Below are 12,662 nucleotides of genomic sequence, written 5' to 3' on the forward strand. Positions count from 1 at the left end.
TGATCGGGTTCGCGGACCCGGCTTGGCCATGGGTTTCGCCGGTCCCGGACGGGTCGCGGCGGCGATCGGCGCAGGCCTCGCGGCGGCCCGTCCGGGCCGTGCCGGTCGCGCGAATCGCTGGCGAGCCATCTCACAGTCGGTCCGCGGCGTCCGGTCACCGCTGGTCGCTGCACCGATTCGGACGGTTGCCGGATTTTCGGGCGTCTCGCCCGCCGGTGCGGTCCTGTGCGTCGGGTGATGCGGCCCGATGCTGAGATCAGCCTGAGAAACCGGTGCACATCTGAGAACGGACTGAGAGTTCGATGTCCGATGCGCCCGCCTATCGGCATGCTGGAGCGCATGGTGCCGCGTGTGTTGGTGGTGGACGACGAACCCGGGGTTCGAGCAGCGCTGCGGCGCGGCCTCTCCGCCGAGGGCATGGAGGTGACCGTCGCCGGTGACGGCACCGAAGCCCTGCGCCTGGCGCTCACCGGCGCCTTCGACGTCGTCGTGCTCGACGTGATGCTGCCCGGCCTGTCCGGCTACCGGGTGCTGGAGCGGATGCGCGACCAGGACGTCACCACCCCGGTGCTGCTGATCTCGGCGAAGAACGGCGAGGTCGACCAGGCCGACGGACTGGACCTCGGCGCGGACGGTTACCTGGTCAAACCCTTCTCCTTCCTGGTGCTGGTCGCGCAGGTCCGCGCGCTGCTGCGGCGGCGCGACGCCGCCGGTCGTCAGGTGTGCCTGCGGGTCGGCGAGCTGGAGATCGACCGCGCGGGCCGCGAGGTTCGGTGGGCCGGGCAGCCGATCGCGCTCTCGCCCCGGGAGTACGGGCTGCTGGTCGCGCTGGCCAGCCACCCGGAGGCGGTGGTGCCCAAGGACGACCTGCTGCGCATGGTGTGGGGCGAGGAGCAGTTCGTCACCCGCAACGTCGTCGAGGTCTACATCGGGTACCTGCGCCGCAAGCTCGCCGCGGTCGGTGCCGGTGAGCTGGTGCAGACCGTGCGCGGCCAGGGCTACCGGGTCTGCGCCCAACCGGCATGACCGGCCGCCTGCGGCGGTGGTGGCGCCGCCGCACCATCCAGTTCCGCACCAGCGTCGTGGCCGCCGTCGTCGCGCTCATCGGGCTCGGCGTGATCGCGCACGCCAGCACCGGCATCGTCGGCTGGCTCATGATCGAGTCGGTGGACGCCGACCTGCGGCGCACCGCGACCGCCACCGCCCAGCAGATCGAGCGCGGCGCGGCACCGGCCGAGCTGGCCCGACCGGACATCCGCGTGCTCGACGTCGCCGGGGCACCGCTGGACTCGCTTCCCGCACCCGGCTTCCACCGCTGGCAGGTCGACGAGCTTCGGGCGGGCAGCGGGGTGCTCGCCTTCGACCCGCCGACCGACCTGCACCGCTGGCGCGGCGTCGTGGTGCCCGCCCCGGACGGTCAGCCGCTGCTCGTGGCCACCGGCGCTCGCCTGGTCGGGCTGCTCGACGCGGCGGGCAGGACCAGCCGCCTGCTCGGGTTCGGTTCCGTCCTCGCGGCCGGTCTGGTCGGGCTGGCCACCTGGCTGGTGGTGCGCCGCGCGCTCCGCCCGGTGGAGCGGATGCGCATGGCCGCGGCCGGGCTGCCGGAGGGCAGGCGACTGCCGGTCCCGGAGGCCGCCGACGAGATCCGCGCCCTGGCGCAGGAGCTGAACACGATGCTCGCCCGCCGCGACGCCGACACCGAGCGGCTGCGCCGGTTCACCGGCGACGCCGCCCACGAGCTGCGCAACCCCGTCGCCTCGATCCGAGCTCAAGCCGAGGTCGCCGTGGTGCACCCGGATCCGGAGCTCGCGCAGGAGACGCTGCAGGACATCGCGGGCGAAGCGCAACGGCTGTCCGCGCTGGTGGAAAGCCTCCTCACGCTGGCTCGGGCCGAACGGGGCGTCGGATCACCGGGACAACCGGTGGACCTCGGCGCCGCCGCCCGGGCCGCTGCGGACCGGCTCGAATCGCCCGACGGGCCGCCGATCGCGGTCGAGGTGCCGACCGCTCCGGTGCTCGTCCTCGCCGATCCGGCGGAGGTGTCGACCGTGCTGGACAACGTCGTCGGCAACGCGCTGCGCTACACGCGGACGGTGGTGCGGGTCTCGGTGTTCGCTGATGGCATGGGCGGCTCCGGGATGGGGTGGGTGTGGTTGGTGGTGGACGACGACGGGCCGGGCATCCCGGAGGAGCACCGGGTGCGGGTGTTCGACCGGTTCCACCGCGTCGAACCCGACCGCGCGCGCAGCACCGGTGGGGCCGGGCTCGGCCTGTCGCTCGTGGCCGACGCGGTGCGCCGCCGGGGCGGAACGGTCCGCGCGACGATGTCGCCGGAGGGCGGCGCGCGGGTGGAAGCGCGGTGGCCGAGGCACCGGCCGCTGCCCTGATCGCCCTCGAACGCATCGGAGCTCGTCCGGGGCGGTGCGGTGACCGCCTGACCGCCATGTGGCGGAGCGCCACCGGCCGTGGCGCCGAGGTGGCCGCGATCGGTCGGACCGGGTCCGGCAAGATGTGTGCACGTGTCGGTTTTGCGGAGCACCGGACTGATCGAGGCACCCGTCGCCACGGTGGGGGCCGCGCTGCGGCACACGCGAACCGCCGAGGTCGGCCTGGCCGACATCGGGATCCGCGGCCACGCCGCCACCCGGCCCGCCGCGCTGCTCGTGCCCGGCGATGAGGTCGTTTTCCACACGCGAATCGCCCGCCTCCCGGTCGATCTGACCACTCGAATCGTGCGCGCCGACGCCGACGCGCTGAGCTCCGTGCTGGTGTCCGGCCTGCTGCCGGAACTGCGGCACGAGTCGGTGCTCGCCGCGGCCGGGCCTCGGACACTGCTGACCGACTCGGTGCACTGGACGACCCCGTTCGGGCCGCTGGGACGGCTGGCCGACGTCGCGATCGGCCGCCGCTTCGTGCTGAACGTGCTGGCGGCCCGGATCGCCGCGGTGCGCGAACTCGCCGAGTCCTGGGCGAGCCGCTCGATCGTCGTCGGCACCGCGATCGTCCACAAGGGACGCCTGCTGGCGCAGCAGCGCAGCTACCCGGCACCGGACGCCGGACGCTGGGAACTGCCGGGCGGACGCGTCGAACCCGGTGAGGACGAGCCGACCGCGGTCGTCCGGGAGTGCCGGGAAGAACTAGCGGTCGAGGTGCGGCCCACCGGGCGGGTCGGCACCGACGTGCCGCTCAGCAACGGGATGCTGCTGCGCATCCACGCGGCCGAGCTGGTCGATCCGACGGCGGTCCCGGAAGCCGTGGAGCACCGCGACCTCCGCTGGGTCACCGCGGACGAGCTGACCGAGCTCGACTGGCTGGACGCCGACCGAGTCCTGGTCCACTCCCTCCGCGACCTGCTGTCCGACGCCTGAGAAGCACGCCTGGTCGGCGGCGCGTCGGGTATCGGCCGGGCCGCACCCGGCGAAGGCGGTGAACGGGGTGAGTTCGGGCGTGTGCATGGGATTCCTCCTCGCGATGGCGAAACCGGTGGGGATTTCGAAGTAGGCGATCACGAATCCCAGGCTGCTGATGTCGATCACGTGTTCGCAAGGTGAATAACTCGAACTGGTGAACGAATGGGCAGGTGGAGGGCGCTTTCGGTCGACGCGTGAAGGCGCCCTCCGGGGGGTTCAGCGCAGGCCGGTGACGTGGAAGGCGGCCTGGAGGCGGGGGTGGGCCCGCTCGGTCGCCCGCTTCGCGCCGTGCGCTCGGACGCGTTCCAGCTCGGCCGGGTCGTCCAGCAGCTCCAAGGTGCGCTCGCGGAGCGGGCGCAGCTCCTCGATCACCGCTTCGGCCGCGGCTTCCTTCAGCTCCGCGTAAGCGCTGGCCGATCCGGCCGCGGTGTACGGGCTGGTGCCGGTGCAGGCGGCCAGGATCTCCAGCAGGTTCGCCACTCCCGGCTGCTCGTCCGGGGCGAAGCGGACCCGGTCGAGCCCGTCGGTGACGGCGCGGCGGAACTTGCGGCGGATCACGTCGGGCTCGTCGAGCACGAAGACCACGCCGGGGGACTGCGGGCTGGACTTCTCCATCTTGCGGCCCGGATCGGCCAGGTCGCGCACCCGGGCCGCGGTCCTGGGCACCACCGCCTCCGGGGCGGCGAACACCTGGCCGTAGCGGGAGTTGAACCGCCGGGCCAGGGTGCGGGCCAGCTCCACGTGCTGGCCCTGGTCGCTGCCGACCGGGACCCGGTCGGCGCCCTGCAGCAGGATGTCCGCGGCCATCAGCACCGGGTAGGTGAGCAGCCCGACCCGCGAACCGTCCTGCCCGGCGCCCCGCTCCTTGAACTGGACCATCCGGGCGGCCTCGCCGAAGGAGCAGGTGCACTCCAGGATCCAGTTCAGCGCGCCCAGCTCACCGGCCAGGTCGGACTGGACGAACAGCGAGTCCGGGTCGATGCCCGCCGCCAGCAGCACCGCGAACTGCTCGCGGGTGAGCGCGCGCAGCCGCTGCGGGCGGTTCGGCGTGGTCATGGCGTGCAGGTCGGAGACGAAGAACAGGTCCGCGGGTTCGCGCTCGGCGGCCCACCGCCGCACCGCGCCGAGGTAGTTGCCGAGCTGGACGTGGCCGGACGGGGTGATCCCGGACAGGCGGGTCATGGGTCTCTCCTGTGGTCGTCGGCGCCACCGGGATCGACCTGGCACTGCTCGGCCGCCCGGTCGGGCGGCCGATGTGCTGTGCGTCAGTGCGCTGAGTCGCCGGGCCGCCCGAAGGCGGTCCACCAGATGTTCGACATTGCGCGCACGGGGCAATGTTACCGCTTGGTGATCGGCAGCGGTCAAGTTGAGGAGTTACCGTGGGAGCATGTTTGTAGTGCTGCTGCAATACACCGCCCCGGAATCGGAGATCGACGCCCAGTTGGTAGATCACTACGAATGGGTAACCCAGCATTACGACGCCGGTGATTTCATCGCGGCCGGCCACCGCCACCCGCGCAGCGGAGCGGTGATCATCGCTCGCGCGATGTCCCGCGGGCGCCTCGACGCGATCCTCGCCACGGACCCGTTCGCCCTGCACAAGCTGGTTCGCTACGAGGTCATCGAGTTCCAGGCGCTGCGCACCATCCCGGAGTTGGCGAAGTACGCCGACCCGCTGACCCCGGCTGCCCACAAGTAGTCCCGAAACGCGTTCCGCGACCACGGCGCCGCCGTGGCGAGATCATTTCGCCTTCTTTTTCTTTGCTTCTTTCTTTGCCTTCTTTTGCGCTTTCTTGGCCTCTTCCGCCTTGGCCTCGCGGAGCAGGTTGCGCAGTGCCACGATCGGGCAGCTCTTGCAAGGAGGTTGCGAGCGGCAACATTTCTTTTTGACCTTGATGGTGCCTTTGCCCACGATGTTTCTTTCCGGTGCTCCGACGGCGGTTGGGCACAGGGTAGGTGAACCTAACCTCAAATGGCGAACCTGATGTTGGCGGGCGACCGCCGGGTGTTGCGCTGAGCACGCGGCGGCCGGTCCCGCTCGGCGTTGCACTACTCTGGAACGAGCCGCGCGTCGACGCACGCGCCCCGCTGCTGGCGGGGTGCCGTCCGGAAGGAGCTCCGCAGCAGCGGCGCAGCGGAGCCGCGGCAGGGTGCCCCGAGGGGTGCCAGGACCAGGTGTCCCGCGCCCGACGAGGTGCGTTGCGGGAGCACCCGCACCCGGCCCGCAGTCGACGAACCCGCCGCCGCCCGCATTCCGCGCCGAGCCATGGAGTACCCGCGTGTCCGCCACCAGCGTCGCCGCCCCCATTCGCAGCGATCTCCGCAACGTCGCGATCGTCGCGCACGTCGACCACGGCAAGACCACCCTGGTGGACGCCATGCTGCGGCAATCCGGCGCCTTCTCCGAACGAGCCGAACTGGTCGACCGGGTCATGGACTCCAACGACCTGGAGCGGGAGAAGGGCATCACCATCCTGGCCAAGAACACCGCGATCCGCCGGGAGACCGACGCCGGACCGGTGACCATCAACGTGGTCGACACCCCCGGGCACGCCGACTTCGGCGGTGAGGTGGAGCGCGCGCTGTCCATGGTCGACGGCGTGCTGCTGCTGGTCGACGCCAGCGAGGGCCCGCTGCCGCAGACCCGGTTCGTGCTGCGCAAGGCGCTGGCCGCCGGGCTGCCGGTGATCCTGGTGGTGAACAAGGTCGACCGCCCGGACGCCCGCTGCGCCGAGGTGGTGGAGGAGACCCACGACCTGCTGCTGGAGCTGGCCAGCGAGCTCGACGGCGAGGTCGACCTCGACATGGAGGCGATCCTGGACCTGCCGGTCATCTACGCCTCCGCCCGCGCCGGTCGCGCGTCCGTGGCCCAGCCGGTGGACGGCGAGCTGCCCGCCGAGGAGGACCTGACCGCGCTGTTCGACGTGCTGCTCAAGCACGTTCCCGCGCCGGTCGCCGACGTCGAGGCCCCGCTGCGCGCGCTGGTGACCAACCTGGACGCCTCGTCGTTCCTCGGCCGCATCGCGCTGTGCCGCATCCACGCCGGAACCCTGCGCAAGGGGCAGACCGTCGGGTGGTGCCGGGCGGACGGCTCGGTGGAGAAGGTCCGGCTGACCGAGCTGCTGATCACCGAGAACCTGGACCGGGTGCCGTGCGCGGAGGCCTCCGCGGGCGACCTGGTCGCCATCGCCGGCATCCCGGACATCACCATCGGCGACACGCTGGCCGACCCGGACGCCCCGGAGCCGCTGCCCCGGATCACCGTCGACGACCCGGCGATCTCGATGACCATCGGCGTCAACACCTCGCCGCTGACCGGCCGCAACGGCGGCACCAAGATCACCGCGCGGCTGGTGAAGAACCGGCTGGACGCCGAGCTGATCGGCAACGTCAGCATGAAGGTGCTGCCCACCGAGAAGCCGGACGCCTGGGAGGTGCAGGGCCGCGGCGAGCTGGCGCTGGCCATCCTGGTGGAGACCATGCGCCGGGAGGGCTTCGAGCTCACCGTCGGCAAGCCGCAGGTGGTCACCAAGACCATCGACGGGCAGCTGTGCGAGCCGTTCGAGCGGCTGACCATCGACGCGCCGGAGGAGCACCTCGGCGCGATCACCCAGCTGCTGGCCGGGCGCAAGGGCCGGATGGAGACCATGGACGGCCACGGCACCGGGCGGATCAAGCTCGACTACGTGGTGCCCGCGCGCGGTCTGATCGGCTTCCGCACCGAGTTCCTCACCGAGACCCGCGGCACCGGCATCGCCAACCACGTCTTCGAGGGCTACTTCCCGTGGGTGGGCGAGCTGCGCACCCGGCACACCGGTTCGCTGGTGGCCGACCGGGCGGGCTCGGCGACCACCTACGCGCTGCTGCAGCTGGCCGACCGGGGCAGCTTCTTCGTGGAGCCCGGCAACGAGGTGTACGAGGGCATGGTGGTCGGGGAGAACCCGCGCGCCGAGGACCTCGACGTGAACATCACCAAGGAGAAGAAGCTCACCAACATGCGCTCGTCCACCGCGGACGAGCTGGAGCGGTTGGCCAAGCCGCGCACCCTGGCGCTGGAGGAGGCGCTGGAGTTCTGCGCCGCGGACGAGTGCGTGGAGGTCGGGCCGGAGGCGATCCGGGTCCGCAAGGTGATCCTCGACGGCACCACCCGCGCTCGCGAGCGCTCCCGGGCGAAGGCGCGCGACAACGCGTCGTGAGCCAGGCTGGGCAGTGGGCGCCGGGAGCGACCAGCGCGTCCGGAATGCCGGGTTGCCGGATTTCGCGCGGCGAAAGGGATTTCGCCGTTCTGCGGGCGCGCGGGGCGGTCGGCTAGCACACTGGGCGCCTACCCCGGTGTCGATCACCCGGTCGACGGAGGGAACCATGGAGGGCCCTCGCGCGTCTTCCGCACGTGCGAGGCGCCCCGGCCGTCGGGGTGCGTTCGGGGGAGCAGACGTGAGGGGAGGTTCGGCGTGTCCCAGGGTCGACGCCGCCCACTGGCTGCGGTCTCCCTGCTGGTGACGACAGCGAGCTTGGTGGCTGCCTGCACCAATGCGCCACCACCGCCGCTGGTGTCGGAAACCCCGACGACGCAGCCCCCGACGACCACCGCGCCGCCCACGCAGCCGATGCCGGTGGAGGTCGTGGTCGGGGTCGACGAGCTGGAGGGCGGGTTCAACCCGCACACCCTCGCCGACCTCTCGCCGACCAGCTCGGCGCTGGCCAGCCTGATGCTGCCGTCGGTGCACCGGCCCGGCCCGGACGGGCGGTTGCAGCTGGACACCACACTGATGGAATCGGCGGAGGTGGTGCCGGACCGGGAGAAGTTCACCGTCCGCTACCGGATCCGCCGCGAGGCGAACTGGTCCGACGGCGCGCCGATCGCCGCCGAGGACTTCGTCTACCTGTGGCAGCAGCTGCGCTCGCAGCCCGGCGTGTCCGACGCGGCGGGCTACCAGCTGATCGAGGACGTGGCCTCGCGCCAGGGCGGCAAGACGGTGGACGTGACCTTCACCAAGCCGTTCCCCGGCTGGCAGTCGCTGTTCAACAACCTGCTGCCCGCGCACCTGCTGCGGGACGCGCCCCGGGGCTGGTCGACGGTGCTGGACGACGGCTACCCGGCCTCCGGCGGCCCGTTCGCGATCCGGCAGGTCGACCTCGACCGCGGCGAGATCATCCTGGAGCGCAACGACCGCTACTGGGGGCCGCCCGCGCAGTCCGACCGCATCGTGCTGCGCGCGATCGACAAGGCCCGCCAGGTCGAGGCGCTGCGCAGCGGTGACAGCCACCTGGCGGTGTTCGGCGCGGACACCGGAACCATGCAGGCCCTGCGCGACCTCGGCGACTCCGTGCAGCTGATCAACGTGCCCCGGCCCGCGACGGTGGAGGTGCTGCTGCGCCCGGACAGCCGGGCGCTGGCCGACATCAAGGCGCGGCAGGCCGTTCTCGCGGCGCTCGACCGCCCGGCGCTGATCGAGGCGGGCACCGGCGGCGGACCGGCCGAGCAGCTGCAGTCCCACGCGCAGGTGCTCGCACCGTCCGAGCTCGGCTACACGCCGACGGAACCGTCCGGTGCGTTCCCGGCGAAGCCGGACCCCGCGCGGGTGGAGAAGCTGCTGGAGGAGGCCGGTTACCACCGCAGCGGCGGGGCCTGGCTGCGCGACGGGCGGCCGCTGAACCTGGTCATCGCCGCGCCGTTCGAGCACGAGTCCTACATCCGGGTCGCCGAGGAGGCCGCGCGGCAGCTGCGGGAGCAGGGGATCCAGGCGACGGTGGTGACGCCCACCGGGGACCAGCTGTTCGGCGAGATGCTGGCGGCCAACCCGAAGTCCGGGGACTCCGGCGGGGCGGCCTCGGTGGACATGGCGATCGCGCCGCGGCCCGCCGGTGGCGACCCGGCCGCGACGATGGCCGCGGCGTACGGGTGCCCCGGCGTGACCCCGGACGGCGAGCAGCCGTTCCCGCACAACGCGGCCGGGTTCTGCGACGAGCTGCTGCAGCCGACCATCGACGCGGCGATGACCGGTCAGGTGCCGTTCGCCGAGGCGTCGTCGATCGTCGAGCCGGTGCTGTGGCGGGCGGCGGTCGCGCTGCCGCTCTACCAGCAGGCGCAGGTCCTGGCGCTGCGCCCGGAGGTGAAGGGCGTCGAACCGGGCAACGGTCTGTCCGGTCCGTTCTCCACCGCTGCCCAGTGGCTCGGGACCTACGCCGACAACGACGGCTACTGATCGGCTTGGTTCGACCGCTCCGGGTCGTTGGGCCGTTCGGAGCAATGCGACTGCCGTCCGCCGTGTGGTGCGGGCCGCAGATTAGGCTGGACCGGTGACGCTGACGGCCCCACCGCGGTTGCTGCTGGTACACGCGCACCCCGATGACGAAAGCCTCTGGACCGGCGGGACGATCGCCCGCTACGCCGCGCGCGGCGTGCAGGTCGTGGTGGTGACCTGCACCCTCGGCGAGGAGGGCGAGGTCATCCCGGAGAGCCTGCGCGGCCTGGCCGCCGACCAGGCGGACCAGCTCGGCGGCTACCGGGTCGGCGAGCTGCGCTCGGCCTGCGCCGCCCTCCACGTGACCGACCACCGGTTCCTCGGTGGCATCGGCCGCTGGCGCGATTCCGGGATGCTCTGGGAGAAGCCGGGATTGGCCGGGGCGCTGCCGGACGCGCACCCCCGGGCGTTCGCGATCGGCTCCGCCGAGGAGCAGGTCGACGCGCTGGAAGCGGTGCTGCGCGAGGTCAAGCCGCAGGTCGTCGTGACCTACGCGGCCGACGGAGGTTACGGCCACCCCGACCACGTCCGCGCCCACGAGGTGACCGTCGCCGCCGCTGCGAAGGTGCCCGACGTGCAGCGCGTCTTCTACGCGGTGCCCTCGCGCGACGCCCTGGAAAAGGGCCTGGCAGGTCTGGCCGAGGTCGAGGACATGCCGTTCCAGCTGCCCGAACCGCACGAGCTGGCCAGCGTCGCGGACGAGACGATCACCACCGTGATCGACGTGTCCGAGCACCTCCCCGCCAAGATCAGCGCGCTGCGGGCGCACGGCACCCAGGTCAAGGTGTGGTTGGACCGGTGGGACAACGGCGAGGGCGTCGCGGCGTACGCGCTGTCCAACGGCGTCGCGCAGCCCATCGTGCCGACCGAGCACTACGTGCTGGCCAGCGGTGATCCGGCGGGCTGCGAGGCGGACCTGTTCGGCGGGCTCGGGGTGAGCGGGACCGAGCCGGTGGGGGACCGTTGAGCCCGCTGGACCGGGCGGTGTTCGGTTTCCTGCTGGTCGACGCCGTGATCCTGGCGCTGGTCGAGCTGCTCTTCCTGCCGTCCTACCTCGGCACCGTGCAGTTCCCGATCACCGCGGCGGTCGCGGCGGTGACCACGCCGCTGCTGGTGTCGGAGGCCGCGCGGCTCTCCCCGCGCCGCCGGATCGCCGGGGCGCCGCTGGTGCTCTGGTTCCTGACCGTGCTGGTGTTCGGCGTCCTCGGACCGGGCGGCGACATGGTCCTGGTCGGCAACGACTGGCGGACGCTGCTGCTGATCGGCGCCGGGGCGCTGCCGAGCGCGATGATGCTCGGGATCGTGCTGGGCAAGCGCGCCCGGGCCTGAGCGGTGTGGCGCAGCGCACGGTGGCCGGATTACCACCGCTGACGTGCGCGTCGAGGGGCGACCGGGGGCCGACGTGGTTTACGCCGTTAACGCCCGCGTCGTAGAGTCGGCAGCGCTCCCGAGCTGTGGGACCGGTTACGTGTCCTGGGTGGGTAGGAGAGATACTGTCAGCAGTCGCGGCAGGAGGTTCCTGCGCGCGAGTAGGACAACGCTTCGAGCAGGAGTGCAACCGTGACCTACGTGATCGCCGAGCCCTGCGTGGACGTGCTCGACAAGGCCTGCATCGAGGAGTGCCCTGTCGACTGCATCTACGAGGGCGGGCGGATGCTCTACATCCACCCCGATGAGTGCGTCGACTGCGGTGCCTGCGAGCCGGTCTGCCCGGTGGAGGCCATCTACTACGAGGACGACGTTCCGGAGGAGTGGGCCGCCTACACCAAGGCGAACGTGGACTTCTTCGACGAACTCGGCTCGCCGGGCGGTGCGGCGAAGGTGGGCAAGAAGGACTTCGACGTCGAGCCCATCAAGAGCCTGCCCCCGCAGGGCGAATGAGCAGCGCGACCGGCCCGGACGCCGCGTCCGGGCCCCGCGGTCCGCAGCTGCCCGACTTCCCGTGGGACTCGCTGGCCCGGCACTCCGCCGCGGCGAAGGCCCACCCGGACGGCATCGTCGACCTGTCCGTCGGCACCCCGGTCGACCCGGTGCCGGAGAACCTCCAGCGGGCGCTGGCGGAGGTGGCCGACAAACCGGGTTACCCGGCCACCCACGGCACTCCCGAACTGCGCGAGGCCGCGATCGCCTCGCTGCAGCGCCGCTACGGGATCTCCGGGCTGGAGCCCGACGCGGTGCTGCCGACCATCGGCTCGAAGGAACTGGTCGCCTGGTTGCCGACGCTGCTCGGCGTGCGGCCCGGCGACGTCGTGGCCATCCCCGAACTGGCCTACCCGACCTACGAGGTCGGCGCGAGGATCGCGGGTGCCGAGGTGGTGCGGCTCGCGCCAGGTGAGCTGCCCCCGGCCGGAACCGCGTTGCTGTGGCTGAACTCCCCGTCCAACCCGACGGGTCGCGTGCTGGACGCCCAGCAGCTGGGCGAGTCGGTGCGGGCCGCGCAGGAGCTCGGCGCGGTGGTCGCATCGGACGAGTGCTACCTGGCGCTCGGTTGGGACACCGAGCCGGTGTCGGTGCTGCACCCCTCGGTGGGCGCGGACCGGCGCGGCGTGCTCGCCGTGCACTCGCTGTCGAAGTCGTCGAACCTGGCCGGGTACCGCGCCGGGTTCGTCACCGGTGACCCGGATCTGGTGCGGCGCCTGCTGGAGCTGCGCAAGCACGCGGGCATGATCGTCCCGCGGCCGGTGCAGGAAGCGATCACCGCGGCGCTCAGCGACGACTTGCACGTGAGCGAGCAGCGCGAGCGGTACGCGGCGCGGCGCGCGGTGCTGCGGCCCGCGCTGGAGGCGGCGGGCTTCCGGATCGAGCACTCGCAGGCGGGCCTGTACCTGTGGGCGACCCGCGGCGAGGACGCGTGGCAGACGGTGGATTGGTTGGCGCAGCGGGGGATCCTCGCGGCGCCGGGCACCTTCTACGGCCCGGCGGGCGACCGCCACGTCCGCATCGCGCTCACCGCGACGGACGAGCGCATCGCGGCGGCCGCCAAGCGCCTCGCGGAGTGAATCCCGGG

General features: G+C 72.3%; 12 protein-coding genes. 10 read left to right on the plus strand and 2 right to left on the minus strand.

What is annotated here, in order from left to right; genetic code table 11:
- The first annotated feature begins 339 nt into the window (after positions 1-339).
- The 3 genes from F1721_RS04590 to F1721_RS04600 all read left to right on the plus strand — a co-directional run bounded on the left by F1721_RS04590 (position 340) and on the right by F1721_RS04600 (position 3,368).
- Complete coding sequence (locus F1721_RS04590; protein WP_150065268.1) at positions 340-1,026, plus strand: response regulator transcription factor; 687 nt, start codon at positions 340-342, stop codon at positions 1,024-1,026.
- Positions 1,023-2,387: a sensor histidine kinase gene (locus F1721_RS04595; RefSeq protein WP_150065269.1), complete on the plus strand. Its 1,365-nt coding sequence runs from the start codon at positions 1,023-1,025 to the stop codon at positions 2,385-2,387. Before F1721_RS04590 ends, F1721_RS04595 begins: the two co-directional genes overlap by 4 nt.
- Before the next feature lie 132 nt (positions 2,388-2,519).
- Entirely contained in the window at positions 2,520-3,368 is an 849-nt protein-coding gene (locus F1721_RS04600; protein WP_246154210.1) for an NUDIX domain-containing protein, read from the plus strand.
- 258 nt (positions 3,369-3,626) lie between these two features.
- Here F1721_RS04600 and trpS read toward each other — a convergent pair whose 3' ends face one another.
- Positions 3,627-4,592, minus strand: a complete 966-nt coding sequence (trpS, locus tag F1721_RS04605; RefSeq protein WP_150065270.1) for a tryptophan--tRNA ligase — start codon at positions 4,590-4,592, stop codon at positions 3,627-3,629.
- Positions 4,593-4,797: 205 nt separating this feature from the next.
- Between trpS and F1721_RS04610 the strand changes: the two genes are divergently transcribed.
- Positions 4,798-5,109 carry a YciI family protein gene (locus tag F1721_RS04610; RefSeq protein ID WP_150065271.1) on the plus strand — a complete coding sequence of 104 codons (312 nt, stop codon included), beginning with the start codon at positions 4,798-4,800 and terminating at the stop codon, positions 5,107-5,109.
- Positions 5,110-5,151: 42 nt separating this feature from the next.
- Here F1721_RS04610 and F1721_RS34305 read toward each other — a convergent pair whose 3' ends face one another.
- On the minus strand, positions 5,152-5,322 hold the full coding sequence (locus F1721_RS34305; protein ID WP_170301350.1) for a hypothetical protein: 171 nt from the start codon (positions 5,320-5,322) through the stop codon (positions 5,152-5,154).
- Between the two features lie 367 nt (positions 5,323-5,689).
- Here F1721_RS34305 and typA point away from each other — a divergent pair, with 367 nt between their 5' ends.
- From typA to dapC, 6 genes are all read left to right on the plus strand, one after another.
- The gene (typA, locus tag F1721_RS04615) at positions 5,690-7,606 is read left to right on the plus strand and encodes a translational GTPase TypA (RefSeq protein WP_150065272.1); all 1,917 of its coding nucleotides are present in this window, start codon (positions 5,690-5,692) and stop codon (positions 7,604-7,606) included.
- A gap of 255 nt (positions 7,607-7,861) precedes the next feature.
- Positions 7,862-9,616: an ABC transporter family substrate-binding protein gene (locus F1721_RS04620; protein ID WP_170301351.1), complete on the plus strand. Its 1,755-nt coding sequence runs from the start codon at positions 7,862-7,864 to the stop codon at positions 9,614-9,616.
- Positions 9,617-9,710: 94 nt separating this feature from the next.
- On the plus strand, positions 9,711-10,622 hold the full coding sequence (mshB, locus tag F1721_RS04625; protein WP_150065273.1) for an N-acetyl-1-D-myo-inositol-2-amino-2-deoxy-alpha-D-glucopyranoside deacetylase: 912 nt from the start codon (positions 9,711-9,713) through the stop codon (positions 10,620-10,622).
- Positions 10,619-10,984, plus strand: coding sequence for a hypothetical protein (locus F1721_RS04630; RefSeq protein WP_150065274.1), 366 nt, complete (start codon positions 10,619-10,621; stop codon positions 10,982-10,984). Before mshB ends, F1721_RS04630 begins: the two co-directional genes overlap by 4 nt.
- A 231-nt stretch (positions 10,985-11,215) precedes the next feature.
- A complete protein-coding gene (gene fdxA / locus F1721_RS04635; protein ID WP_150065275.1) occupies positions 11,216-11,536 on the plus strand; it encodes a ferredoxin in 321 nt (106 codons plus the stop codon).
- Positions 11,533-12,654 (plus strand): succinyldiaminopimelate transaminase, encoded by a 1,122-nt coding sequence (dapC, locus tag F1721_RS04640; protein ID WP_150065276.1) that lies wholly within the window; start codon positions 11,533-11,535, stop codon positions 12,652-12,654. The genes fdxA and dapC overlap by 4 nt, the downstream gene beginning before the upstream one ends.
- Positions 12,655-12,662 lie beyond the last annotated feature (8 nt).

It is taken from the genome of Saccharopolyspora hirsuta, assembly GCF_008630535.1.
GTDB lineage: Bacteria > Actinomycetota > Actinomycetes > Mycobacteriales > Pseudonocardiaceae > Saccharopolyspora > Saccharopolyspora hirsuta.

Coding starts and splice junctions, on each gene's coding strand:
- F1721_RS04590 (WP_150065268.1), top strand. CDS start 340: ATGGTGCCGCGTGTGTTGGTGGTGGACGACGAACCCGGGGTTCGAGCA.
- F1721_RS04595 (WP_150065269.1), top strand. CDS start 1,023: ATGACCGGCCGCCTGCGGCGGTGGTGGCGCCGCCGCACCATCCAGTTC.
- trpS (WP_150065270.1), bottom strand. CDS start 4,592: ATGACCCGCCTGTCCGGGATCACCCCGTCCGGCCACGTCCAGCTCGGC.
- F1721_RS04610 (WP_150065271.1), top strand. CDS start 4,798: ATGTTTGTAGTGCTGCTGCAATACACCGCCCCGGAATCGGAGATCGAC.
- dapC (WP_150065276.1), top strand. CDS start 11,533: ATGAGCAGCGCGACCGGCCCGGACGCCGCGTCCGGGCCCCGCGGTCCG.